Raw genomic sequence first — 23,753 nt, 5'->3', positions numbered from 1 at the left:
GCCGTGAACAGGCCCGCTCATGTCGGGCGGCCTGGATGGCCACCCGATCGCGGCGACGTCAGACGGCCGACACCGGGATGCTGACGGCCTTGCCCGAGGCGATGCGTTCCTTCCACTCCGCCGGCCCGGTGATGTGGGCGCTGGTGCCGTTGGCATCCACGGCCACCGTCACCGGCATGTCGACGACGTCGAACTCGTAGATGGCTTCCATGCCGAGGTCCTCGAAGCCCACGACCTTGGCGCCCTTGATGGCCTTGCTGACCAGGTAGGCGGAGCCGCCCACGGCCATCAGGTAGGCACTCTTGTGGTTCTTGATGGACTCGATGGCGGCCGGGCCGCGTTCGGCCTTGCCGACCATCGCGATAAGGCCAGTCTTGGCCAGCATCATGTCGGTGAACTTGTCCATGCGGGTGGCCGTCGTCGGGCCGGCCGGGCCGACCACCTCGTCGCGCACCGGATCCACCGGACCGACGTAGTAGATGACGCGGTTGGTGAAGTCCACCGGCAGTGGCTCGCCCTTGGCCAGCATGTCCTGGATGCGCTTGTGGGCGGCGTCGCGGCCGGTGAGCATCTTGCCGTTGAGCAGCAGCGTGTCGCCGGGCTTCCAGCTGGCGACTTCGGCCGGCGTCAGCGCATTCAGGTCGACGCGCTTGCTCTTGTTGTAGTCGGGGGCCCAGTGCACGTCCGGCCACAGGTCCAGGCTCGGAGCTTCCAGGTAGCTGGGGCCGCTGCCATCCAGCACGAAGTGCGCATGACGCGTGGCCGCGCAGTTCGGGATCATCGCGATGGGCTTGCTGGCCGCGTGCGTGGGGAAGGTCTTGATCTTCACGTCCAGCACGGTCGTCAGGCCACCCAGGCCTTGTGCGCCGATGCCCAGCGCGTTGACCTTCTGGTACAGCTCGATGCGCAGCTCCTCGAGCTTGTTCTGCGGGCCGCGCTGCAGCAGTTCGTACATGTCGATGTCTTCCATCAGCGCCTGCTTGGCCAGCAGCGCGGCCTTCTCGGCGGTGCCGCCGACGCCGATGCCCAGCATGCCGGGCGGGCACCAGCCCGCACCCATCGTCGGCACGGTCTTCAGCACCCAGTCGACGATGTCGTCACTCGGGTTGAGCATGTAGACCTTGCTCTTGTTCTCGGAGCCGCCGCCCTTGGCCGCGACGATGACGTCCACCGTGTTGCCGGGCACGACCTCCATCTGCACGACGGCGGGCGTGTTGTCCTTGGTGTTCTTGCGGGCAAAGATGGGGTCGTCCAGCACGCTGGCGCGCAGCTTGTTGTCGGGGTTCAGATAGCCCTGGCGCACGCCTTCATTGACGGCGTCCTCGATGCTGCCGCTGAAGCCTTCCCAGCGCACGTCCATGCCGATCTTCAGGAACACGTTGACGATGCCGGTGTCCTGGCAGATCGGGCGGCGGCCCTCTGCGCACATGCGGCTGTTGGTCAGGATCTGCGCGATGGCGTCCTTGGCCGCCGGGCTCTGTTCGCTTTCATAGGCGCGGGCCAGGTGGGCGATGTAGTCGGCCGGGTGGTAATAGCTGATGTACTGGAGAGCGGCAGCAACGCTGTCGATGAGGTCTTGCTGGCGGATCGTGACGGTCATGGCGGAGTCGGGTGAGGATGGACTGCGGCGCGGATTATCCGGCGCCATGGCCACTATGCTGCTGACAGCTCCCAGGAGACCCCGTGATGAACACCCGCATCGAACGCGACACCTTCGGCCCCATCGAGGTACCGGCCGACCGGTTGTGGGGGGCGCAGACCCAGCGCTCGCTGCAGAATTTCGACATCTCCGGTGAGCGGCAGGCGCCCGAGCTGATTCGCGCGCTGGCCCGCGTGAAGCGCGCGTCGGCCGTGGTCAACCATGCGCTGGGGCTCCAGGACGCGAAGAAGACCGACGCCATCGTGGCGGCGGCTGACGAGGTCATCGCCGGGCAGCATGCCGGCGAGTTCCCCCTCGTCGTCTGGCAGACGGGCTCGGGCACTCAGACCAACATGAACGTCAACGAGGTGCTGGCCAACCGCGCCAGCGAGTTGTTGGGCGGCGAACGCGGGGAAGGGCGCCTCGTGCACCCCAACGACGACGTGAACCGCAGCCAGAGCAGCAACGACGTCTTTCCCACCGCCATGCACGTGGCCGCCGTGCAGGCGCTGCAGGAGCGCCTGCTGCCACCGCTGCGCGGGCTGCGTGAGACGCTGCGGCAGAAGTCCGAGGCGTTCGACGGCATCGTCAAGATCGGTCGCACGCACCTGCAGGACGCGACGCCGCTGACGCTGGGGCAGGAGATCTCGGGCTGGGTGGCGCAACTGGCCCAGGGCGAGCGCCATGTACTGGCGGCATTGCCGCATCTCCACGAACTGGCGTTGGGCGGCACGGCCGTCGGCACCGGGCTGAACGCGCCCAGGGGCTATGCACAGGCCGTGGCCGCCGAGCTGGCGCGGCTGACGGGCGAGCCCTTCGTCACGGCGCCCAACAAGTTCGAGGCCATGGCCTCCTGCGATGCGCTGGTGCACGCCCATGGCGCGCTGAAGACGCTGGCGGCCAGCATGACCAAGATCGCCAACGACGTGCGCTGGCTGGCCAGCGGCCCGCGCAGCGGCATCGGCGAGATCCGCATCCCCGAGAACGAGCCAGGCTCTTCCATCATGCCGGGCAAGGTCAACCCGACACAGAGCGAGGCGGTGACGATGCTGGCCGCGCAGGTGATGGGCAACGACGTGGCCATCAACATCGGCGGGGCATCGGGCAACTTCGAGTTGAACGTGTTCCGCCCGATGGTCATCCACAACTTCTTGCAAAGCGCACGCCTGCTGGCGGACGGCATGGCCAGCTTCAACAAGCACTGCGCGGCGGGCATCGAGCCCAACGAGGCCCGCATCACGGAGCTGGTGGAGCGCTCGCTGATGCTGGTGACGGCGCTGAACACCCACATCGGCTATGACAAGGCCGCACAGATCGCAAAGAAGGCGCACAAGGACGGCAGCAGCCTGCGCGAGGCCGCGCTGGCGCTGGGTCACCTGACGGCCGAGCAGTTCGACGCCTGGGTGGTGCCGGCGGACATGGTGGGGCGCTAACGCGAGCCGCCTGTCGGGATTTCTGACACGGCCGCGCCGGCCTGTATGAAAAATTCTTTTACATCAACAACTTGTTGTTCTGGATCGAACCTTGCTTTGGAGTGCCTCGGGAATGTTCCCTGGAGGGCTCATCATGATGCGATCAACGAGGAATTGGCTGGCTGGTGTCGCGGTATCCGCGGCTGCGATCTGTCTTCCGTTGCAGGCCGTGGCAGCGCCCGCCATCTCGATCTCCAACCTCACCGGGACGACCTTGGGCAACGGGCCTTTCACGCTGGGCTGGTCCTTCACGGTCAACAGTGACATCACCATCACTGCACTGGGTGTCTTCGATTCCGACCAGGATGGCCTGTCCGAGCGCCATGAGGTGGGCGTGTGGAGCAGTGGCGGCACGCTGCTGGCGTCCACCATCGTCGGCGCGGGCACGGCTGACCCCCTGACCGCCCAGTTCCGGTATTCGGGCATCACCGCGCTGACCCTGACCGCCGGCCAGACCTACACCATCGGGGCGGTCTGGAACAGCCTGGTGGACGGGCTGATCTTCCCCGGCAGTGCGGCCGGCTTCTCCACGCCGGCGGACATCTCGTTCGTCGAGACGCGGTTCGCTTCTGGAGGCGCGCTCGCCAATCCCACGGAGAATGGCGGCGGCGTGTTGCCAGCCTACTTCGGCCCCAACTTCCTGTTCGATGCGGCCGGCACCGTGCCGGAGCCGGCGAGCCTGCTGCTCGCTGGCCTGGCCTTGGCGGCGCTGTCTGCCTCTCAGGCGCGCCGGCGCGGCGCGAACCGTCAGGGTTGATGGCTGATGGTTGATTGGTGACGGCGGACCGCCGGCACCCTGGATGGACAAACGCCCCGGCCGCTCAGGCGGCCGGGGCGTTTGTCATTCGATCGTTCAATGCCTGCCGGAATCCGCCCCGTGGGCCGACAGATCCAGCAGCCGGTCGGTGTAGGCGATGGCCATGGCGGACAGCAAGAAGGCGACGTGGATGATGGTCTGCCACATCAGGATCTTCTCGTCGTAGTTGGCCGCGTTGATGAAGGTCTTCAACAGGTGGATGGAGCTGATGCCGATGATGGACAGGCCCAGCTTCACCTTCAGCACCGACGCATTCACGTGGCCCAGCCATTCGGGCTGGTCGCGATGGCCTTCGAGGTTCATGCGGGACACGAAAGTCTCGTAGCCGCCCACGATGACCATGATCAGCAGGTTGGAGATCATGACCACGTCGATGAGGCCGAGCACCACCAGCATCAGGATGGTCTCGTTGAGCTTGTCCGGCACGGCCTCGGCGCGATAGCCGATGCTCTTGACCAGCAACTCGAGCGCGTGCTTGTCACCGAAGGCCGCCTCGATCAGGTGCACCAGTTCCGTCCAGAACTGGAAGACGTAGATCGCCTGGGCAAGGATCAGCCCCAGGTAGAGCGGCAACTGCAGCCAGCGGCTGGCAAAGATCAGTCGGGGCAGGGGGCGCAGTTGGGGATCGGTGGGCATGGGCTGGGGCCGGGCAACAATGGCGCGGAATTCTAGGGGCCGTGATGCACGTCACGTCGTCAGGACTTCGTCAGTCGTTCCAAGCACAGTCCGCGCCAAGCTAATCGAGGAGACAAGGCCATGAGCACTCTGAACACCTATCCGCCCAGCCCCGAGTGGGTTGCCAACGCCCATGTGAAGGGCGAAGCCGGCTACGCGGCTTTGGTGGCGGAGGCCGAGAAGGACTACGCCGGCTACTGGGCCCGCCTGGCCCGCGAGCTGCTGAGCTGGCAGACCCCGTTCACCAAGACGCTGAACGACAGCGACGCGCCTTTCTTCAAGTGGTTTGAAGACGGCAAGCTCAACGTCTCCTACAACTGCCTGGACCGTCACGTGGAGGCAGGCAAGGGAGAGAAGACGGCGCTGATCTTCGAGGCCGACGATGGCACGGTCGTCCATGTCAGCTACGCCCAACTGCTGGACAAGGTCAGCCAGTTGGCCAACGCGCTGAAGGCGCGGGGCATCCAGAAGGGTGATCGCGTCGTCATCTACATGCCCATGTCCGTCGAGGGTGTCGTGGCCATGCAGGCCTGCGCGCGCATCGGTGCGACGCATTCCGTCGTGTTCGGCGGTTTCTCGGCGCAGTCGCTGCGCGACCGCGTCCAGGACGCTGGCGCCGTGGCGCTGATCTGCGCCGACGAGCAACTGCGCGGCGGCAAGGCGCTGCCGCTGAAGGCCATCGTCGACGAGGCGCTGGAAGGCGGCTCCTGCCCGACGCTGCGTGACGTCGTCGTCTACAAGCGCACCGGCGGCAAGATCGGCTGGGTCGAGGGCCGCGACCTTTGGCTGCACGACCTGATGGCCGCCGAGTCGACCCACTGCCCGCCCGAGTGGGTCGAGGCGGAGCATCCGCTGTTCCTGCTCTACACCTCCGGCTCCACTGGCAAGCCCAAGGGTGTGCAGCACAGCAGCGGCGGCTATCTGCTGCACGCGGCGCTGACCACCAAGTGGACCTTCGACCTGAAGGACAACGACATCTTCTGGTGTACGGCCGACATCGGCTGGGTCACCGGTCACAGCTACATCACCTATGGCCCGCTGGCGCTGGGCGGCACCGAGATCGTCTTCGAGGGCGTGCCGACCTATCCGGACGCTGGCCGCTTCTGGCAGATGATCCAGAAGCACAAGGTCACGATCTTCTACACGGCGCCCACGGCCATCCGCTCGCTGATCAAGGCGGCCGAGACCAATGCCGCGGTGCATCCGAGGAACTACGACCTGTCGTCCTTGCGCCTGCTGGGCTCGGTGGGCGAACCCATCAATCCCGCGGCCTGGGAGTGGTACCACGAGCATGTCGGTGGCCGCCGCTGCCCCATCGTCGACACCTTCTGGCAGACCGAGACCGGCGGCCACATGATCACGCCGCTGCCGGGTGTGACGACGCTGGTGCCGGGCTCCTGCACGCTGCCTTTCCCGGGCATCACGGCCGCCATCGTCGACGAGACCGGCAACGACGTGCCCAATGGCCAGGGCGGCATCCTGGTCGTCAAGAAGCCGTGGCCGTCGATGATCCGCACGATCTACGGTGACCCGGAGCGCTTCAAGAAGAGCTACTACCCGGCCGAGCTCAAGGGCTACTACCTCGCCGGCGACGGCGCCATCCGAGACGCGGAGACCGGCTACTTCACGATCACCGGCCGCATCGATGACGTGCTCAACGTCTCCGGCCACCGCATGGGCACGATGGAGATCGAATCGGCGCTCGTCGGCTGCACCGACCTCGTGGCCGAAGCGGCGGTGGTGGGTCGGCCTGACGACACCACCGGCGAAGCCATCTGCGCCTTCGTCGTGCTCAAGCGCCCGCGCCCGAGCGGTGACGAGGCCAAGGCGATTGCCAAGCAGTTGCGCGACCACGTGGCCAAGGAGATCGGCCCCATTGCCAAGCCGAAGGACATCCGCTTCGGCGACAACCTGCCCAAGACCCGCTCCGGCAAGATCATGCGGCGGTTGCTGAGGTCCGTGGCCAAGGGCGAATCGGTCACCCAGGACACCTCCACACTGGAGAACCCGGCCATCCTGGAGCAGTTGGGCCAGGCCTACTGAGCGTTCGCCGCCTCCAGCGGCATTCACTAGCTGGCGCACAAGGAGTGCAATAGATCCTTGTCGTATCAATAACTCAGATGGAATTTCCACTCGTGACGAGGAGACCCGCGGCCTGAGACCGTTGCATGCAACGATGCAATCAGTGCAGGTGGAAGCAGGCGGCGGCAGCTAGCGCTCTTGATCGCGCGGCCGTCTGCCCCATCGCGGGTCTGACTGCTCCGTACGCCCGGTGGAGGTCGTATGTGCCCGGCCCGTGCCAGAGGCGAAAGTCAGCATGAGTTGGGCTGCCCAAGTCGAAGGCTCGGTGCCAGGCCGTGTCTGCAGCGACAGGGCCAGGTCCGTCGTCGAGCTGGTCCGCTGTGATGTCGACGACCAGGCCGTTCCGGTGCAGCCACGCCTGTGAAGTCCCCGATGGCCACCCCAAACTGCTCCACTCGTGGCCACCCAAACTGCTCCGGGCAGGACGAGGGAATTATGTGGGGTCTGAGGTCATGACCAGGCGCGCGGACGCCTCCTTCAGCCGGTAGCTCTTGCCCTCGAACTCGAGCATCGCGCAGCGATGCATGAGGCGGTCCAGGATGGTTGTGGCCATGGTGGCGTCGCCAAGGTAGCGGCCCCAGTCCTGGACGATCCGGTTGGACGTGATGACGATGGAGCGGCGCAGCTTGTAGCGCTGATGGACCAGCGTCTGCAGCAGCTCCGCGGCGTGCTCGCCAATCTTGCGGGCCAGGAACAGATCGTCCAACAGCAGCAGATCCGCTGCCACCCAGCCCTTGAGCAGCCGGGCGCGTTCGTCGGGCTCCGCGAGAGCGTGGCGGGCCATGACCGCGTCGGCTTCGACGTAGGCAACGTCGTAGCCCTGCAAGGTAGCCTGGTAGGCCACCGCCTTTGCGATGTGGCTCTTGCCCGTGCCGGGCTTGCCGACCAGCAGCGCGTTGTTGCCTTCGGCAATGAACTTCAAGCTGTGCAGCTCGAAGCAGGCGCCGCGCGGCAGCTTCGGGTTGAAGCGCCAGTCGAAGTCCGCCAGCGACAGCTTCTCGTCCAGGCCGGAGAGCTTGAAGCGGCGTGCCATGAGGCGGCTGCGGCGACGGTCCAGCTCGTCCTGCAGCAGTGCGGTCAGTGTGTCCAAGAACGGCTCCTGCGCGGCCTGGGCCTGCATGACGCGGGTTTGCAGAGTCTGGGCCATGCCCGACAGGCGCAGCTTGCGCAGCGTGTTCTCGATGTCTTGCGTGTTCATGCGAGGAGGTCTCCTTGATTGGCGGCGGCGGATTTGGCGAACAGCTCGCCGTACTCGTGAGGACTGCGGATGAGGGCGTGCGACTGCGTGGGTAGTCCGTCGCAGGCGTCTGCGTTGGGCGCCATTTGCTCCAGACGCTTCAGTGCCAGCGCCACCCGCTGCTCTGTGACGAGCTTGACGTGGCGATAGCTGTAGACGCCGTCGTCCAGCGCCTGGGCGCACGCGGCGTTGACGAGCTGCCGTGGATGACGCTCGGCCAGGTGCACGATGCCCCACAGCTTGCGCTGGCCGACGCGGCCCTCGATGCTGAACAGCAGCTGGCACAGCCGCTCGGCATCGGCGCCAATGGCCTGGGCTTGGGCGAGGATCTGACGCGTCTGTCGAGAGGGATTGAAGACCCGCTCGTCGTTTGGCAGCACCACCGTGCCGGGGCGCTCGGCCTTCGTGTGCGTGCGAAGCAGCGCCTGGGTCTTGAGATCGCGGATCTCCAGGCGCCGCTCGAAGATGCGCACCAACACCTTGGTGCCAATGGCCGCGGGACGCGCGGCGTAGCTGCTGTGGGCCACCTGGATGCAGCCGTCGTCGCAGACGGTGCGCTGCTCGTCGCGGAAGTACTGCATCGGGAGCGGCGGCAACGGCTGCAGATGCGCCCGCTCCTCCTCGAACATCGCCTGCACCTGGCGGCGCTCCGCGCCGTGGATGCGTGGCGCCGCCCACTTCGTCTCCCAGTGCTCCAGGTACTCGTTCTGCGCCTCCAAGGTCTGGAAGCGCTTGCCTTTCAAGGCCGTGCCTTGGGTGTGACCGATCGCGTTCTCGACGGTACCTTTGCGGTTGGGGTCACGCACCCGAGCCGGGTCTGCCACCACCTCGTAGTGCGCCAGCGTGGCGGCGTACACGGCATTGAGTTCGGGCTCGTACAAGTCAGGCTTGATCACGCCTTCCTTGAGGTTGTCCAGCACCACGTAGCGGCATGAGCCGCCGAAGTACCGCCAGGCCTGCTCGTGCAGCTCGGCCCAGACCTGCTGGCTCGACACCCACACCACACGCCGATAGCTGCGCCGCGAGTAGCGCAGCGTCGCCACGAACAGCCGCGGCTTGCGGTAGCGGTTCGTGCCCGGCACGAGCGTGGGCGCGCCCTCGCCGTAGTCGACCTGCATCTCCTCGCCCGGTGCGAAGCTCAGTCGGTCGAACTGCTCAGGAGCGTGCACCCGCAATCGAGCGACGAAGCGCTTGACGGAGTTGTACCGGCCGGCAAAGCCGTGTTCGTCCACCAACTCCTGGTAGATGGCCACGGCGTTGCGGCCTAGGCGCAGCTGCGCTTCGACAAAGGTGCGATGGGGCTCGCACAGCGACGCCGCCGAGGTTGCGCCCTGTGGCAAAGCCGGTGGCCGGGGTGGAGCAGTTTGACTGGGTGAGCCAGCCTCAGAGCCGGTGGCCACCCCGGGGCAGTTTGATTCCTGGGGCGGATCCGCTTGCGCCGCGAAGCGCTTGGCGTAGTCGCGGATCGTGTGGCGGGAGATGCCGGTTCGGCGCTCGATCTCGCGCTGGCTGTTGCCCGCGCGCAGGAGCGTCCAGATCGTGGTTTGTAGATGCGGCTTCAAGACGTTCACCTCGTGAATCCCCCTCTGTCGAGGGGCGGGAAGTTACGTCCTGCCTTCGTCAGGGCTGAGGCGCCTGACCGACCGTGCTCAGCGGGTCAATTCACCCCGGCCGGGTGGAGCAGTTTGAGTGGCCATAAGTGGGGCACTTTGGGTGGCCGCCGGGGGTGAAGTCCATGTGCTGTCTTCATGGCTTTCGCGGTTACCGCAGATGTACTCGAACCCATGAACCCATGAACTTCGATGGCGTCAGGCGAAGCTGTCCGAAGGTGCATCACTCCGAGCCCTGCTGACGGCGCTGTTGCTGCATCGCGGATACATCTCAAGGAGCGGGATGAGGTCGCCATGGTCAGGTCTTGCTTGCTCCTAGTTCCAGCTCGTGGTGCAGGCTGGACGCCACGAACTTGGCGAATGGGCCGATGTCTTCACCTGAGCTGGCTGCGTTGAGCGCCTGCATGTACTCCGGGCGGCGCGCTACTTCGATGACAGTCCAGGGGTATCCGCCGGAGGCAAGCATGGCGTTCATGAGGAAGCGGCCAATACGGCCGTTTCCGTCCATGTACGGATGCGTATAGACGAACGCAAAGTGCCCGAGCACGGCGCGCGCTGCCGCGTGCGGCTCAGCCTCGAGCAACTCAAAGAGAGCGGGCATCATGTCGAGTACAGCCTCCTTTGGAGGCGGAACATGAGCCGCATTCCTGATGAAGACCTGATGATTGCGATAGCCTGCCAGATCCGAGGGCTTCAGGAGCTTGGTGTCGACGCTCGGGGCAAACAGTTCGCGATACCATTGTCGATGGTCCTTGGCGACAACGCGGCCGGCGTTTTCTCCTTGCAGGATCCGGCGGATAGAGCCTTCCACCTGTTGACGGGCCAGAAAGTACCCGCGAGCCGCCATTGCATCTCTCGACCTTAGGTCGGCCTCGTTCTGTTCAGGATTCCAGTCGCCGGACGCTACCCGTTCGATCAGGTCGTTCGTGACCCGATAGCCCTCAATCGATAGGGAGTTGTAGGCGTCGCGTACGTATGTGTCTTTCACGGCGGCCATGTACGCGTCCGTGTCGGCGGGCAGTCCAGGTTCGGGAGGGAAGCAGCCAATGACCTGTTCTCGCATCGCGGCCCACATCAGCCGGATGCGAGTGACGTACGGAGACTCGCCGCGGGTGGTGCGAAGTGTCGGCAACGGGTCTGCGAACGGATTGCTTTCCTTAACGACGTGCCCCACCTCGCGCAGCGTGCCCGCGACGTGCTCCGCAAGATCTTCTCTTCCGCAGGCCCGCAGGGCTCCGGCCAGACGACCGGCAACTACGCTGTGCGCTCCGTCCAACAGCTGACGGACGAGCTCACTGGTGTCGCGCAATCCGAGCAGCGCGATCTGAGCGTCGCGGGCGTAGGTACGAAAAAACGACTCTGGAACGCGGATGAGTGCGTGTTCGAGCTTCATGACCCTCAGCCCTGCCACCTGGGTGAGGTATTCCGGCGCTGGGAAATCTTTGGCTCTGTAGTCCAGGATTGAGTGTCCTGCAAGCAGCCGAATCACTGAATTCTGACCCGCGGGTGCGTTCAGAACGACCTTTGGCGGCAACGTGGTGTTGCCGACATGAGCGCGGATCGAGTAATCCGCTGAGACGCACCACTGATCTGCAAAGCGCTCCTCGGCATATCGTCCGATGAACTCCCCTGCGCATGCGTACCAAGCTGTTGAGTCGCCGTCACGTTCGTCAGGCCGAGATGGCATGTACCAACCTCTGATGATCAACCGCAGGTACCCCGCTTGCAGCAGCGTTTCACGCTGAATACGGGTGAGGTCCTCAGAGCGAAGAACATGGCGTTCTTGGTCCTGCAGAGCCTTCAGCGCCCGCAAAGCGTCCGCCAGGCGGCGTTGAGATGGTGTACTCGCGGTGGTCATAAGACGATCGCTAGGAAATGGTGAAATACCAACGCTAGGCTAAGGTGAGTTTCAAAAGCTAGGATATTGTGCAATACCAAAGCTAGGAAAAGATGTCGAATGACGGCTGGAGGTGATGCTTCATCGACAGTTTTGCTGTACGCACAGCCGCTCTTCGTCCACGCGTCCAGTACGTCATCAGCTCCTCGTCGCGCGTAACCCAAGCAGGGCTGTCGGGCTCTTGGATGGCCCAGGTTGACCCAAAGCTGTCTATGCATGCAGCGGTGAACAGGAATTCACCGCTGCCATGCCCACCCTAAACCCCCGCCCTCCCTCGACAGCACCTGGCCACGCTCCGTGTGTACTGGCGCGAGCACCGCACCGTCCCGGTGATCTCCGAGATGGCCAAGGTCCGGGTATGGAGTCGACCAGCGGAGTCCACAAGACGCTCAACCGCCTCGTCAATGAGGGCTTCCTTGAGCGTGTTGGCAGCCGGCGCGCGCCTCCGAGGCCTTCTTCGCCCTGCCGCGCGTCGGCCCAGCCCGGGCGGGCCTGCCCGAGCCAGCAGACGCCGGTCAGGCGACGGAAGCGCTGAGCGTCGAGAGCTTCCTCGTAGACCGTCCCGACCAGACCGTCTACTGCCGGATGAAGGATGAGTCCATGCGCGATGCTGGGCTCCTGGATGGCGACATCGCAGTTGTTGACCGCTCAGTGCCGGCCCAAGCCGGCGACATGGTCCTTGCCGCGGTGGAGGGCGAGCTCACGGTGAAGTGGCTACGCGCAGTCTCCAAAACGATAGCGGCTCGCCAGCCTGGCTCCTCGGTCCCGACAGCCCCGCGTTCGGACCCATCCATCCCGCAGCGATCGCTGGAGATCCTCGGCGTGGTCGCCGGCTCATTCAGGCGCTGTCGGAGGTGGCTTCCGTGAGCGCCGTGGATCTTTCTCCGCCATCCAACCCGTGCGACCTGGCGTCGCCCAGTCAACACCCAGCACGTTGGGAACCCTCCGGTGCATCAGCTAGAGAACGCCGGCCTCCAAAGCAAAGGCCCGCGTCTGCGGGCCTTTTTGATTCTCATCGGGCGCTCGGCGCCCGTGCGTCACTTGACGGTCAGCACCCACTTGGCCAGCGTCTCGGCCTCGGCCGGGCTGACTTGCGGGTTGGCCGGCATGGGCACCGGACCCCAGGCACCGGAGCCACCCTTCTGGATCTTCTCGGCGAGCTTCTTGTAGGCGTCCTTGTCCTTGCCGTACTTGGCCGCCACTTCCTTGTAGGCAGGGCCGACGAGCTTCTTGTCCAGCGCGTGGCAGGCCATGCAGTTCTTCTTCTGCGCCAGTTCCTGGTTGGCAAAGGCGGCGGGGGCGATGAGGGCGAGACTGAGGATCAGGACATTCTTCATGCTTACCTTTCGGGGCGGTGGACTACAGTGACCGTAAAGATACCCGAAATACCTGAAGGAGAGCCCGCATGGGTTTCGTATTGATAGGCGTGCTCTTGATCGTGTTGCGTCTCGGCGGCTGGGTGCAGTTCCACAAGGACGACCTGTGGGCCTGGGTCATCGTGCTGTCGCCCTTCGCGCTGGCGGTGCTCTGGTGGGCCTGGGCCGATTCCTCGGGCCGGACCCAGCGCAAGGCCATGCAGGCGCTGGACGAGCGCAAGGCCGCCCGGCGCGAGCAGCAGATGGAGGCACTGGGCCAGTTCAAGCCGGGAGCGAAGAAGAAGCGCTGACGGGCAATAGGGTGCCTGGGGATGCGGGGGGGCGGGGCTGGCTGGCCCGCGTCATGCCTGAAGTCACGGCGGGAAAACCCGGGCATCGGCCTTCGGGCCGCACGCGTTCAATCCGCGCCCTTCAGGAGACTTCCCGCATGCATCTGCGTTTGCTTCCCCTCGCACTGGCCCTGTGTGCCGGTGCCGCCCAGGCCGACCTGCTCAAGGACGCGCAATGGCAGGCCTGGCTTGACGCCGGCAAGACGACCGAACTGGGCCGAGCCGCCCAGGCCCGCGCCAAAGTCCAGCCGGACGACGATCAGGCGGCCGTCGCCCTGGCCATGGCCGCCGTCGACGACAACGACGCCGCGCGCCTGGAGGCCAGCCTGCCCGCGCTGCAGGCCTGCGCCGACAAGCGCCCCCAGGCCATCTGCAGCTACGCCCTCGGCCGCGCCTATGGGCAGCAGGCGATGACGGCCAGCGTCTTCAAGATGCCCGGCCTGGCGAGCAAGACCAAGGAGCAGTTCGTCAAGGCGGTGGCGCAGGATCCGCTGCTTTTCGAGGCGCGCAGCGCGCTGGCCCAGTTCTATCTGATTGCGCCAGGCTTTGCCGGCGGCAGCGTCGCCAAGGCCAAGGAGCTGGCCGCCGAGGCGCGCCAGCCCGAGCACGCCAAGCTGGTGCGCTTCCTCGTTGCGGCCCAGGACAAGGACTGGAGTGGCGCGGAACGCGAGTTGGCCGGCGTCAAGGCCGCAGACGACCGCACGCTGCAGCGTGAGCTGCGCAATGGCTGGATGCGTCTGGGTGCGGAGCTGGTGGAGCAGAAGTCGTACGCCAAGGCCCGGGCGGTCTTCGAGACGGTGCAGCGCGACAGTCCCCAGCACGCAGCGGGCCCCTACGGCCTTGCCCGTGTCGCGCTGGAAACCCAGCAGCCCGACGAGGCGCTGCGCTTGCTGGAGCGCTGCCGTGCGCTGGACGGGGCCGACCGCTACCCGCTGGACCACCGCGTCGGCCAGGCGCTGATCGCCAAGGGCGACAAGGCAGGCGCCAAGGCAGCGCTGGAGCGCTTCATGCAGAACAAGCGTGCCAGCCCGCGCAATCTGGAGGACGCGAAGAAGCTGCTGGCCGGTCTGGCCTGACCCGCGCCGGAGTGGGCGAGGGGGCTGGCTATGATGCGCGCGCTTTCGCTACTCCGTCCCGAGCCATGCTGGTTCACCCGCAGTTCAAGCCCATCGCCATCGAGATCGGTCCCCTGGCCGTGCATTGGTACGGCATCACGTACCTCATCGCCTTCGGCCTGTTCCTTTGGCTTGCGACCCGGCGTGCCCGCATGCCCCAGCATGCGGCCGTAGGCTGGACGAAGCCGGACGTCGATGACGTGCTCTTCTACGGCGTGCTCGGCGTCGTGCTGGGGGGGCGGCTGGGCTACTGCTTCTTCTACAAGCCCGACTACTACATCCATCACCTGCCGGAGATCGTGCAGGTCTGGAAGGGCGGCATGTCCTTCCACGGCGGCCTGCTGGGCGTGCTGCTGGGCCTGTGGCTGTTCGCCGTCAAGCGCGGACGCAGCTTCTTCGAGGTGTCGGACCTGATCGCCCCCTGCGTGCCGACAGGCATCATGGCCGTGCGCCTGGGCAACTTCATCAACGGCGAGCTGTGGGGCCGTCCGGCACCGGCCGATCTGCCGTGGGCCATGGCCTTTCCGCAGGCCCACGACGGCGGCATCGCGCGCCATCCCTCCCAGCTCTACCAGGCTGCCGGCGAAGGCTTGCTGCTCTTCATCGTGCTGTGGCTTTACGCCCGCAAGCCGCGTGCGACCGGGCAGATCTCCGGTATCTTCATGATGGGCTATGGCGTGCTGCGCTTCGCGGCCGAGTATTTCCGCGAGCCTGACGACTTCCTCGGCCTGCGCGCGCTGAACTGGAGTCAGGGCCAGTGGCTGAGCCTGCCGATGATCCTGGCCGGTGCGGCGATCTTTGCCTGGGCGAGCAAGCGCAACCAGCGTCCGGCCTGAGCGACATGAGACAGATCTTCTTCGACACCGAGACCACCGGCCTGGAGGCCGACAAGGGCGACCGCATCATCGAGGTCGGCTGCGTCGAGATGGTCAATCGCCAACTCACCGGCAACAACCTGCACCTCTACATCAACCCCGAGCGCGCCAGCCATGAGGACGCGCTGAGGGTGCACGGGTTGACCGAGGCCTTCCTGTCGGACAAGCCCAAGTTCGCCGAGATCGTCGACCAGTTGCTGGCCTTCCTCGCCGATGCCGAGCTGGTCATCCACAACGCGCCTTTCGACATCGGCTTCATCAACGCCGAGCTCAAGCGGCTCAACCGCGGCGTGCTGACCGACCATGTGGCCGGCGTCCGAGACACGCTGCTGATGGCGCGCGACATGTTCCCCGGCAAGGCCAACTCGCTGGACGCGTTGTGCCGCCGCCTGGAGGTGGACAACACCAAGCGTGTACTGCACGGCGCCTTGCTGGACGCCGAGCTGCTGGCCGACGTCTACATCCGCCTGACGCGCGGCCAGGATGCGCTGCTGATGGACGACCACGGCGATGCCGCCGGCGGCGACAGCCATGCCGCGCTCGAGGCCGTTGATCTGAGCCGCTTTGAGCTGCCTGTGCCGCGCGCCAGCGAGGCCGAGGCAGCAGCGCACGTCAAGCTGCTCATCGATCTCGACAAGGCCGCAGGCGGCAGTTGCAAATGGCGTGTATTGGAACCAGTGCAACCCGTGGCATAATCGTGGGCTTCCCGGAAGTCGGGCGCATTCAGGGCGGTTAGCTCAGCGGTAGAGCACTGCCTTCACACGGCAGGGGTCGCAGGTTCGAACCCTGCACCGCCCACCAAAAACTTCGTTGTGAATCAACAAGTTACGGTGGATCCTTGAAAGCGTAGCGTACCGGGTGGTCCAAAAGTGGACCAAACCAATCTTAGGATTGGGCGGTTAGCTCAGGGGTAGAGCACGTCCTTCACACGGACGGGGTCGGGGGTTCGAAACCCTCACCGCCCACCAATCCCCCTCAAACCCGGCATCGAGCCGGGTTTGTTGTTTCTGGGATGAACTTGGACGGGACGAAGCTCAAGGAAGCCACGTCGAACTCGGCGATCTACCGTTGATTGATTGCGCCGTGGACGTACCGGTAGGCGGCGCGACGACCTTGACGGCTGGTTTGCGTGGTCCAAGGACGACGTGCTGACCGGCAGTGGTTCCTGGGGCAACTTTTGAAGCCCCTGGGCTGCTTGGATCGATGCCTCCCCGTCAGAAGATGGTCGTCACGAGGATCCACCAGACAAGGTGGTTGTTTGCCGACGCCGCCCTCAGTCTCGAGCGCCTTGGCCTTCAAATTGGCTGCTGCATTGGCAGGCAAGCCTTGATGTCGACAGGACCAGGCGCTCATGCCAGCGCCTGTCGATGCTCACCGTGCACGCGGCGTGTTTGCCACCACGCCAGCATGCCGTACAGCGGAACGAAGCAGAAGAAGACGGTCTGCAACCCGTGATGCTGGCCCAGCAGGCCGCCCGCCACACTGCCCGCCAGCCCGCCGAGCGGCCCGATCAGCAGGTTCAGCCCAGACACCTTGCCCTGGCCGTGCCGCGCACCCGCCTGCGCAATGCGCCCGAGGTTCACGCTCTGCACCAGCCCGGCGCCTGTGCCCTGCAGCAGCATGCCGGCCCACAGCAGCGCGGCATGGCCGGCGCTGCCCAGCAGCAACAGACTGCAGGCGACCATCATGAAGCCCAGCTGCACGCAGCGCAGCGGTGGCAGCACGCGGGCGACGAGACCGCCGAACAGCAGCGTGCCGATGAAGGTGCCGCCCCAGGCCGTGACCAGGCCGGACGCCTGGGCCGGCTCCAGCCCGAAGCGGTTCAGGGCGATGACGATGACGAAGGTGGTGGTGTACTGGGAAGCGGCCTGGCTGACGAAGTCGATGGTGTTGGCCTCGCGCAGGTCGGGGTCGCGCAGCAGCGCGGCCAGGCCGGTGCGTGAGCCTGCAACGCTGCCCGACGGTGGCGCCGGCGGCGGCACCGGTGCGCGCATCACCAGCGGAGACACGGCGATGGTCAGCGCGAAGCTCGCCGCCACCAGCCACCAGGTGGCGGCAAACCCGGCATGGCTCACCAGCAGGGCGCCCAGGCCCGGGCCGATCAGGAACATGCCGCTCATGTGGGTCGCCCGTGACCAGCCGGCCTTGCCTTCGCCCATGCGCCGGATCTGCGCGAAGAACACCGTGTTCAGCGCCACGAAGCGCAGCGGCATGAAGAAGCCCACCGCCGTGGTGGCGCCGAGCAGGAACCAGGGCGAGGGCACCAGCGGCACCAGCGCATAGGTGCAGCCGCCCAGCACCGAGCCGATGACGAACAGCCGCCGCGGCCCCCAGCGGTCCACCAGGAAGCCGATGGGCAGCGACATGACCAGCAGGCCCACCAGGCCGCCGCTGGTGATGAGGCCCAACTGCGCCGGCCCGGCGCCCAGGTGCAGCGCATACAGCGCGGTGGCGATCTTCGCCACGCCGACGCTGACGCCCATGCTGAGTGACAGCAGCGCGAAGACGACCAGGAAGCGCTGGTTCTCGCTAAGGCGTTTCATTCGCCCTTGAGCACCGCGTCGATGTCGGCCAAGTCTGCGGCGCTCAGTGTCCAGGCGCTGCCTGCTGCCACGTTGGCGTCCACCTGCGCGGCGCTGGTGGCGCCGGTGATCACGCTGCCCACCACCGGCTGCGCCAGCAGCCAGGCGACCGCCAGCTCCAGCAACGTGTGGCCGCGCGCCTGCGCCAAGTCCTGCAGCGCAGCGGCCTGCTTCAACTTCAGCGGCTGCAGGAAGCGCGCGCTGCGGGCATCACCCTGCGACAGCCTTGCCCCTGCGGGCCCGGGCTGGCCGGCCGCGTACTTGCCGGTCAGCAGGCCGCTCTCCAGGGGGAAGTAGGGAAGCAGGCTGACGCCATAGGCCTGCAGCGCCGGGATCAGTTCGCGCTCCGCGTCGCGCGTCAGCAGGCTGTAGTGGTCCTGGCTGCTGATGAAGCGCTCGGCGCCGAGTTCGCGCGCCAGATGCTGGGCCTGCACCACTTGCCAGCCGGCGAGGTTGGACGCGCCGATGTAGCGCACCTTGCCCGCGCGCACCAGGTCCTGCAGCGCGCGCAGCGCTTCGTCGATGGGCGTGGCGGGGTCGGGGCGATGCAGCTGGTAGAGGTCGATCCAGTCGGTGCGCAGGCGGCGCAGGCTGGCTTCCACCGCCTGGACGATGTAGCGCCGTGAGGCGCCCCTCAGCGCGCCGGTGTCGTCCATCGGGCTACCGAACTTGGTGGCCAGCACCACCTGCTGGCGGCGGGTGCCGAGCACCTCGCCCAGGATGGTCTCCGAGCCACCGCGGCCGCCATAGACATCGGCGGTGTCGAACAGCGTGATGCCGCTCGCCAGCGCGCGCTCGATGACGGCGCGCGAACCGGCCAGGTCGAGCCGGATGCCGAAGTTGTTGGTGCCCAGGCCGATCTGGGAGACCTGCAGGCCGGAGCGGCCCAGGTACCGCGTGGGAATGGCGCTCATGATGGGGTTTCGTCAAAGGATGAATGGCTGCCAGCCAGCAACTGCGCGTACATGCCGCCCCGGGCCAGCAGTTGCTCGTGGCTGCCTTGCTCGGCGATCTGCCCTGCCTTCAGCACGACGATGCGGTCGGCGTCGCGCACGGTGGCCAGGCGGTGGGCGATGACGATGGTGGTCCGGCCGCTGCGCAGCACCGCCAGCGCCTGCTGGATCTGCTGCTCGGTGTGGCTGTCGATGTTGGCGGTGGCCTCGTCCAGGATCAGGATCTTGGGGTCGGCCAGCAGCGCGCGCGCGAAGCTCAGCAACTGTCTCTGGCCGACCGACAGGTTGCGCCCGCGCTGGCCCAGCGGGGTGTCGTAGCCCTGTGGCAGCGCGGCGATGAAGTCGTGCGCCCGGACCGCCTGCGCGGCGGCGATCGCTTCCTCGCGCGTCGCCTCCGGCACGCCGTAGCGGAGGTTGTCGAGCACGCTGCCGCTGAACAGGAAAGGCTCCTGCAGCACCATGCCGACCTGCCGGCCCAGCGACGCCATCGTCAGCGTCTTCACGTCATGGCCGCCTATGCGCACCTGGCCGCCATTGGCGTCGTAGAAGCGGTGGATCAGTGCGGCCACACTGGTCTTGCCCGAGCCGGTCGGCCCGACCAGCGCCACCGTCGTGTAGGGCTCGATGCGCAGCTGGAAGTCCTGCAACACCGGCTGGCCGGGGCGGTAGGCGAAGTCCACGGCATCGAGCTCGATCAGCGGCTCGAAGTCGTTGGGCAAGTCCACCGCATCGGCGGCCTCGGCCACGGTGACGGGCACATCCAGCACCTCGAAGATGCGCTGGCCGGCGGCCATGGCGCGCTGCATCACCGTGTACTGCATCGACAGTGTGCGGATCGGATCGAAGAAGCGCTGCACGAGGAACAGGAAGGCCACCATCGTGCCCACGCCCAGCGTGCCGGCAACCACGGCGCTGCCGCCGGCCACCACCACCACGGCCATCGCGATGCCGGTCAGCGCGTCGACGGCCGGCACCATCAGCTGCGAGGCCCGCGCGGAGTCCACCTGCGCGTCCAGGTTCTCCTGCGCCTTGGCCGTGTAGCGCGCCAGGTTGAGCGCCTGGCGCCGGCTCTCCTGCACGGTGCGGATGCCGTTGATGTTCTCGGCCAGCGCGGCGTTGGCGCTCGACGAGGCCTCGCGCGCCCGTGTGAACACGCGCCGCGCCCACGGCAGCCAGACGCGGCGCAGCAGCACGATCACCGGCAGCACGGCCAGCGTCAGCGCCGCCAGCCTGGCGTCCAGCCACAGCAGCACGACGACGATGCCCAGCAGCAGGCACAGGTCGCCCAGCGCCGAGACCGAGGTCTCCAGGAACTCCTGCAGCGCATTCACGTCGCCGGCCAGGCGCGACATGATGCGGCCGACCTGGGTGCGGTCCAGCGTGGCCAGCGACACGTCCTGCAGATGGGCGAACATGGCGCGCCGCAGGTCGAAGATGACCCGCTGCGCGAGCCGCGCGGCCAGCCATTCCTGCAGGTAGGACAAGCCGGCATTGGCCAGCACCAGCAGCGCGAAGCCGAGCAGCACCCAGGCCAGCGGCACCGCCGCGAGGCCGGTGGCCGCGTCGACCGCATAGCGCACGCTGACGGGGATGGCCACCTGCACGCCGGTGTACAGCAGCACCGCCAGCCAAGCGCCCCACAGCGCGCCGCGGTAGGGGCGCATGAACTGCCACAGGCGCTGCACCACGCGCTGGTCGAAGCGGGTGAAGACCTGTTCGGCGTTCGCGCCGTCGAGGACGGCGGCGCCGGTGGGCGGCGGTGGCGCCGTGTGGGTGGAACTGCTCATCGTGCGGCCTCCCGGCGCGTCTGCGTGTTCTGCAAGGCCCACAGCGCGGCATACGGCCCGCCCTTGCGCAGCAGGGCCTCGTGCGTGCCACGCTCGGCCACGCGGCCGCGGTCCAGTACGAGGATCTCGTCGGCATGCCGCACGGAGCCCAGCCGATGCGCCACGATGATGGTGGCCTTGTGCTGCACGGCGGCCTGCAGCGCCTGCCGCAGCGCGCGCTCGGTGGCGGTGTCCACCGCCGAGGTTGCGTCGTCGAATATCATCACCGCCGGGTCGCTGACGAGCCCGCGCGCGATGGCCAGGCGCTGGCGCTGGCCGCCGGACAGGCCCACGCCGCGTTCGCCCACGCGCGTCTCGTAGCCCTGCGGCAGCGCGGAGACATGGGCATGCAGCTGGGCCTGCGCCACGCCCTCGGCCACGCGCGTACGCGGCGTGTCGGCGGCGACGGTGTCCGACGCATAGGCGGCGTTGTCGTGCACCGAGGTGTCGAACAGGAACACCTCCTGCTGCACCAGGCCGACGGCGCGGCGCAGCGATTCCAGCGTCAGGTGGCGGATGTCGTGGCCGTCCAGCAGGATGCGGCCCTGGCTGACTTCGTGCAGCCGTGCGATCAACTGCACCAGCGTCGACTTGCCGCTGCCGGGCGCGCCGACGATGCCCAGCGTGCGGCCGGGGTGCAGCTCGAAGCTGATGTCGTGCAGCACCGCCTGCGTCGAGTAGGCGAAGCTGACGTGCTCAAAGCGCAGATGGCCCTGCGGTGCGTGCAGCGTCAGCGCGCCGGGCGCATCGGCAATGGCGGGCTCGCGGTCCAGCACGTCGAACAGCCTTGCGCCGGAGGACACCGCCCGCGCGCTGGCGTTGACGATCATGCCGACCTGGCGCACGGGCGTCTGCAGCAGCGTCATGTAGGTCAGCACCTCGGTCAGGGTGCCCACGCTCAGGGTGCCGGCGGCGATGCGCTGCGTGCCGACCCACAGCACCGCGCCCATCGCGGCGTAATAGGCGGTGCTCATCTGGCTGACCGCGATCATGCGCAGCGTGATGCGCAGGTTGGACAGGCGCAGCGCGGCGTCGGAGAGGGCGTCGAACTTCAGCAGCTCGAAGCCGCGCGCCGCGAAGGCGCGCACCACGCGCACGCCCTGCAGGTTCTCCTCCATGCCGCGGGTCAGCTCGCCCATCATGGCCTGCAGGCGCTGCCACGACAGGCGCAGCATCGCGCCCATGCGCGCCGCCCGCCATGCCACGAAGGGCACGAAGGACAGGGCCAGCGCGGCCAGCAGCGGGTCCACATGCAGCAGCCGCCACAGGCCGGCGCCCACCATCAGCGCCAGTAGCAGCGCGCGCAGCAGGCCCATTTCGATGAAGCTGCGCGTGCCCTCCAGGTCCAGCATGCCGCGGGCGATCAGGTCGCCCGAGTGGTGGGTGTCGTGGAAGCGGAAGTCCAGGCGCTGCAGCTTCTCGAAGTAGGCCAGGCGCAGGTCGAAGCCGACCCGCTGGCTGACGCTTTCACCGAGGTAGCCCATGCCGCCGGTGGCCAGCCCGCGTGCCACGCAGGCCGCCACCAGCCAGGCCGCCGCTGTCCCGAGGGCCGCGCCCACGGCCGCGTGCTGCACCGCCAGGTCCACCGCATCGCCGAGCAGCTTGGGCGTGGCGACGTTCAGTGCCGCGGCGGCTGCCGCGCAGCCCGCGGCACCCAGGCAGCGCCAGCGGTAGCGAAACGCCATGCGCACCAGGCGAGGCAGCACCTGGGGCAGGGCGGCCAGGTCGAGCCGGCCCAGCGAGGGGAGGGACGGCGCGCCGATCAAGCAGCGACCGCCTCTTTCGATGCGGCGGGCGCAGCTTGTGCGCCTGATTCCCGCGCCGCGCTGTGACGGTTCTCGACGAAGGGCAGGCCCAGATGGCCGCGCAGCGTGTCGGCGCTGTACTCGTTGCGGAACAGGCCGCGTGCGCGCAGCAGCGGCAACACCTCATCGATGAAGCGCTGGCCGTCGACGGGGTCACCGAAGGCGCCGAGGATGAAGCCGTCGGCGGCCTCGTTCCTGAACCAGTGCTCCAGCGCGTCGGCCACCGTCGCGGCCGAGCCGACGAAGGGCGAGCGCCGCACGGCAAAGCGCAGTGCCGTCTCGCGCAGCGTGAGCTTCTCTTCCGCGGCGATGCGCTTGATGCGCTCGGCCGCGCTGCGGTAGCCGTTGGCGCCACGGTCGCCCAGGTCGGGGAAGGGGGCGTCGAGGTCGTGCTGCGAGAAGTCGTAGTAGTTGAAGGGCCGGCCGAGCTGTACCAGCGCCTTGTCCAGGTCGACCTTGCCGTTGCGCTGCGCCTGCAGCGCCTGCGCGGCTTCGTCGGTGTCGGCGATCAGCGGCGAGATGCCGGGCAGCACGAGTGGCGCGTTGCCGCTGCGGCCGGCGGCCTGGGCGCGTTGCTTGATGTCGCGGTAGAAGGCCTGCGCCTCCTCGAAGCTCTCGTGGCCGGTGAAGATCGCATCCGCGCTGCTGGCCGCCAGGTTGCGGCCGTCTTCCGAGCCGCCGGCCTGGAAGATCACCGGCTGACCCTGCCGGCTGCGTGAGATGTTCAGCGGCCCGCTGACGCTGAAGAACTCGCCCTTGTGGTTCAGCGCGTGCTGCTTGCTCTTGTCGAGAAAGACGCCGCGCTCCTTGTCGCGCGGGAAGGCGTCGTCCTCGTAGCTGTCCCACAGGCCGCGCACGACCGACAGGTGCTCGCGGGCGCGGCGGTAGCGCACCTCATGCGGGAAATGCTCGTCGCGGCCGTAGTTGCCAGCCGCGCCTTCCAGCCCGGTGGTGACGACGTTCCAGCCGGCACGGCCTCGGCTGATCAGGTCCAGCGACGCGAACGCGCGGGCCACGTTGAAGGGCTCGTTGTAGGAGGTGGTCAGCGTGCCGGCCAGGCCGATCTTCTGCGTGTGGACGGCCACGGCGGACAGCAGCGTCAGCGGCTCCAGCCGGTTCAGGAAGTGGGGCGCCGAATCGGGCGTGATGTAGGGGCTGTCGACGATGAAGACGAAGTCGAGCTTGGCGGCTTCGGCCTTCTGCGCGGCGGCGATGTACCACTGGATGTCGATGCTGGCGTCGCCCGGAACGCTCGGCTGACGCCAGGTTTGGGGCGTGATGCCGACGCCGGACAGGATGGCGCCGAGCTTGAGTTCGCGTTGAGACATGAGGGCTCCTTGGCTTGCTGGATTGCCCATGCTAGGGAGCCTGGCGAATGTTTGAAAATATGCGTTTCAGATATTTATAGACAATGCTTGTATGCCTTGTTTTCATTTTCATAGAGGCGCTTCATGCGCATCGAT

At 67.0% G+C, this 23,753-nt stretch carries 20 protein-coding genes and 2 tRNA genes; 11 read left to right on the top strand and 11 right to left on the bottom strand.

Annotation, left to right across the window (positions count from 1 at the left end):
• Positions 1 to 58: 58 nt before the first annotated feature.
• The gene (locus tag QM732_RS11545; protein ID WP_415656286.1) at positions 59 to 1,600 is read right to left on the bottom strand and encodes a fumarate hydratase; all 1,542 of its coding nucleotides are present in this window, start codon (positions 1,598 to 1,600) and stop codon (positions 59 to 61) included.
• Between the two features lie 86 nt (positions 1,601 to 1,686).
• On the opposite strand from QM732_RS11545, the gene fumC reads away from it, so the two are divergent.
• Together fumC and QM732_RS11535 are read left to right on the top strand one after the other, a co-directional pair.
• Positions 1,687 to 3,072, top strand: coding sequence for a class II fumarate hydratase (fumC, locus tag QM732_RS11540; protein ID WP_415656285.1), 1,386 nt, complete (start codon positions 1,687 to 1,689; stop codon positions 3,070 to 3,072).
• A 133-nt stretch (positions 3,073 to 3,205) separates the two neighbouring features.
• Entirely contained in the window at positions 3,206 to 3,868 is a 663-nt protein-coding gene (locus QM732_RS11535; protein WP_415656284.1) for a DUF4082 domain-containing protein, read from the top strand.
• Positions 3,869 to 3,964: 96 nt separating this feature from the next.
• Here the strand turns inward: QM732_RS11535 and QM732_RS11530 are convergent, their stop codons facing one another.
• Positions 3,965 to 4,564 carry a TIGR00645 family protein gene (locus QM732_RS11530; RefSeq protein WP_415656283.1) on the bottom strand — a complete coding sequence of 200 codons (600 nt, stop codon included), beginning with the start codon at positions 4,562 to 4,564 and terminating at the stop codon, positions 3,965 to 3,967.
• Positions 4,565 to 4,684: 120 nt separating this feature from the next.
• Here QM732_RS11530 and acs point away from each other — a divergent pair, with 120 nt between their 5' ends.
• Both acs and QM732_RS11520 read left to right on the top strand, forming a co-directional pair.
• On the top strand, positions 4,685 to 6,646 hold the full coding sequence (gene acs, locus QM732_RS11525) for an acetate--CoA ligase (RefSeq protein WP_415656282.1): 1,962 nt from the start codon (positions 4,685 to 4,687) through the stop codon (positions 6,644 to 6,646).
• A gap of 274 nt (positions 6,647 to 6,920) precedes the next feature.
• Entirely contained in the window at positions 6,921 to 7,049 is a 129-nt protein-coding gene (locus QM732_RS11520; RefSeq protein ID WP_415656281.1) for a hypothetical protein, read from the top strand.
• Between the two features lie 69 nt (positions 7,050 to 7,118).
• On the opposite strand, the gene istB is transcribed toward QM732_RS11520, so the two are convergent.
• The 3 genes from istB to QM732_RS11505 all read right to left on the bottom strand — a co-directional run bounded on the left by istB (position 7,119) and on the right by QM732_RS11505 (position 11,390).
• Positions 7,119 to 7,883 (bottom strand): IS21-like element helper ATPase IstB, encoded by a 765-nt coding sequence (gene istB, locus QM732_RS11515; RefSeq protein ID WP_415656086.1) that lies wholly within the window; start codon positions 7,881 to 7,883, stop codon positions 7,119 to 7,121.
• The gene (gene istA, locus QM732_RS11510) at positions 7,880 to 9,493 is read right to left on the bottom strand and encodes an IS21 family transposase (protein WP_415656085.1); all 1,614 of its coding nucleotides are present in this window, start codon (positions 9,491 to 9,493) and stop codon (positions 7,880 to 7,882) included. The genes istB and istA overlap by 4 nt, the downstream gene beginning before the upstream one ends.
• A 337-nt stretch (positions 9,494 to 9,830) precedes the next feature.
• Positions 9,831 to 11,390: a Fic family protein gene (locus QM732_RS11505; protein ID WP_415656280.1), complete on the bottom strand. Its 1,560-nt coding sequence runs from the start codon at positions 11,388 to 11,390 to the stop codon at positions 9,831 to 9,833.
• A gap of 501 nt (positions 11,391 to 11,891) precedes the next feature.
• Here QM732_RS11505 and QM732_RS11500 point away from each other — a divergent pair.
• On the top strand, positions 11,892 to 12,296 hold the full coding sequence (locus tag QM732_RS11500) for a LexA family protein (protein ID WP_415659372.1): 405 nt from the start codon (positions 11,892 to 11,894) through the stop codon (positions 12,294 to 12,296).
• Positions 12,297 to 12,466: 170 nt separating this feature from the next.
• On the opposite strand, the gene QM732_RS11495 is transcribed toward QM732_RS11500, so the two are convergent.
• Positions 12,467 to 12,766 (bottom strand): c-type cytochrome, encoded by a 300-nt coding sequence (locus QM732_RS11495; protein ID WP_415656279.1) that lies wholly within the window; start codon positions 12,764 to 12,766, stop codon positions 12,467 to 12,469.
• 68 nt (positions 12,767 to 12,834) lie between these two features.
• Between QM732_RS11495 and QM732_RS11490 the strand changes: the two genes are divergently transcribed.
• From QM732_RS11490 to QM732_RS11465, 6 genes are all read left to right on the top strand, one after another.
• Positions 12,835 to 13,095, top strand: coding sequence for a TIGR04438 family Trp-rich protein (locus tag QM732_RS11490; protein WP_415656278.1), 261 nt, complete (start codon positions 12,835 to 12,837; stop codon positions 13,093 to 13,095).
• Between the two features lie 137 nt (positions 13,096 to 13,232).
• Positions 13,233 to 14,210, top strand: coding sequence for a tetratricopeptide repeat protein (locus QM732_RS11485; protein WP_415656277.1), 978 nt, complete (start codon positions 13,233 to 13,235; stop codon positions 14,208 to 14,210).
• Positions 14,211 to 14,275: 65 nt separating this feature from the next.
• Entirely contained in the window at positions 14,276 to 15,085 is an 810-nt protein-coding gene (gene lgt, locus QM732_RS11480; RefSeq protein WP_415656276.1) for a prolipoprotein diacylglyceryl transferase, read from the top strand.
• Between the two features lie 5 nt (positions 15,086 to 15,090).
• The gene (gene dnaQ, locus QM732_RS11475) at positions 15,091 to 15,819 is read left to right on the top strand and encodes a DNA polymerase III subunit epsilon (RefSeq protein WP_415656275.1); all 729 of its coding nucleotides are present in this window, start codon (positions 15,091 to 15,093) and stop codon (positions 15,817 to 15,819) included.
• Positions 15,820 to 15,850: 31 nt separating this feature from the next.
• Positions 15,851 to 15,925: transfer RNA gene (locus tag QM732_RS11470), tRNA-Val, on the top strand.
• Between the two features lie 92 nt (positions 15,926 to 16,017).
• Positions 16,018 to 16,092: transfer RNA gene (locus tag QM732_RS11465), tRNA-Val, on the top strand.
• A gap of 381 nt (positions 16,093 to 16,473) precedes the next feature.
• Here QM732_RS11465 and QM732_RS11460 read toward each other — a convergent pair.
• Genes QM732_RS11460 through QM732_RS11440 form a run of 5 tightly spaced genes read right to left on the bottom strand, consistent with a single transcriptional unit; the run spans position 16,474 to position 23,618 of the window.
• A complete protein-coding gene (locus QM732_RS11460; RefSeq protein WP_415656274.1) occupies positions 16,474 to 17,667 on the bottom strand; it encodes an MFS transporter in 1,194 nt (397 codons plus the stop codon).
• Complete coding sequence (locus tag QM732_RS11455; protein WP_415656273.1) at positions 17,664 to 18,620, bottom strand: aldo/keto reductase; 957 nt, start codon at positions 18,618 to 18,620, stop codon at positions 17,664 to 17,666. Before QM732_RS11455 ends, QM732_RS11460 begins: the two co-directional genes overlap by 4 nt.
• Positions 18,617 to 20,446, bottom strand: coding sequence for an ABC transporter ATP-binding protein (locus tag QM732_RS11450; RefSeq protein ID WP_415656272.1), 1,830 nt, complete (start codon positions 20,444 to 20,446; stop codon positions 18,617 to 18,619). The genes QM732_RS11455 and QM732_RS11450 overlap by 4 nt, the downstream gene beginning before the upstream one ends.
• Positions 20,443 to 22,251 (bottom strand): ABC transporter ATP-binding protein, encoded by a 1,809-nt coding sequence (locus QM732_RS11445; RefSeq protein WP_415656271.1) that lies wholly within the window; start codon positions 22,249 to 22,251, stop codon positions 20,443 to 20,445. The genes QM732_RS11450 and QM732_RS11445 overlap by 4 nt, the downstream gene beginning before the upstream one ends.
• Positions 22,248 to 23,618, bottom strand: coding sequence for an LLM class flavin-dependent oxidoreductase (locus tag QM732_RS11440; protein ID WP_415656270.1), 1,371 nt, complete (start codon positions 23,616 to 23,618; stop codon positions 22,248 to 22,250). Before QM732_RS11440 ends, QM732_RS11445 begins: the two co-directional genes overlap by 4 nt.
• Positions 23,619 to 23,753: the final 135 nt, after the last annotated feature.

The sequence above is a fragment of the Roseateles sp. genome, assembly GCF_047654805.1.
GTDB lineage: Bacteria > Pseudomonadota > Gammaproteobacteria > Burkholderiales > Burkholderiaceae_C > Pelomonas.
Note: the sequence above shows the minus strand (reverse complement) of the source record. Positions and strands in the feature narration are given on the sequence as shown.

Coding starts and splice junctions, on each gene's coding strand:
- QM732_RS11440 (WP_415656270.1), bottom strand. CDS start 23,618: ATGTCTCAACGCGAACTCAAGCTCGGCGCCATCCTGTCCGGCGTCGGC.
- QM732_RS11505 (WP_415656280.1), bottom strand. CDS start 11,390: ATGACCACCGCGAGTACACCATCTCAACGCCGCCTGGCGGACGCTTTG.
- QM732_RS11535 (WP_415656284.1), top strand. CDS start 3,206: ATGATGCGATCAACGAGGAATTGGCTGGCTGGTGTCGCGGTATCCGCG.
- QM732_RS11545 (WP_415656286.1), bottom strand. CDS start 1,600: ATGACCGTCACGATCCGCCAGCAAGACCTCATCGACAGCGTTGCTGCC.
- QM732_RS11460 (WP_415656274.1), bottom strand. CDS start 17,667: ATGAAACGCCTTAGCGAGAACCAGCGCTTCCTGGTCGTCTTCGCGCTG.
- QM732_RS11485 (WP_415656277.1), top strand. CDS start 13,233: ATGCATCTGCGTTTGCTTCCCCTCGCACTGGCCCTGTGTGCCGGTGCC.
- lgt (WP_415656276.1), top strand. CDS start 14,276: ATGCTGGTTCACCCGCAGTTCAAGCCCATCGCCATCGAGATCGGTCCC.
- QM732_RS11495 (WP_415656279.1), bottom strand. CDS start 12,766: ATGAAGAATGTCCTGATCCTCAGTCTCGCCCTCATCGCCCCCGCCGCC.
- fumC (WP_415656285.1), top strand. CDS start 1,687: ATGAACACCCGCATCGAACGCGACACCTTCGGCCCCATCGAGGTACCG.
- QM732_RS11450 (WP_415656272.1), bottom strand. CDS start 20,446: ATGAGCAGTTCCACCCACACGGCGCCACCGCCGCCCACCGGCGCCGCC.
- istB (WP_415656086.1), bottom strand. CDS start 7,883: ATGAACACGCAAGACATCGAGAACACGCTGCGCAAGCTGCGCCTGTCG.
- QM732_RS11490 (WP_415656278.1), top strand. CDS start 12,835: ATGGGTTTCGTATTGATAGGCGTGCTCTTGATCGTGTTGCGTCTCGGC.
- acs (WP_415656282.1), top strand. CDS start 4,685: ATGAGCACTCTGAACACCTATCCGCCCAGCCCCGAGTGGGTTGCCAAC.
- QM732_RS11520 (WP_415656281.1), top strand. CDS start 6,921: ATGAGTTGGGCTGCCCAAGTCGAAGGCTCGGTGCCAGGCCGTGTCTGC.
- QM732_RS11530 (WP_415656283.1), bottom strand. CDS start 4,564: ATGCCCACCGATCCCCAACTGCGCCCCCTGCCCCGACTGATCTTTGCC.
- QM732_RS11455 (WP_415656273.1), bottom strand. CDS start 18,620: ATGAGCGCCATTCCCACGCGGTACCTGGGCCGCTCCGGCCTGCAGGTC.
- dnaQ (WP_415656275.1), top strand. CDS start 15,091: ATGAGACAGATCTTCTTCGACACCGAGACCACCGGCCTGGAGGCCGAC.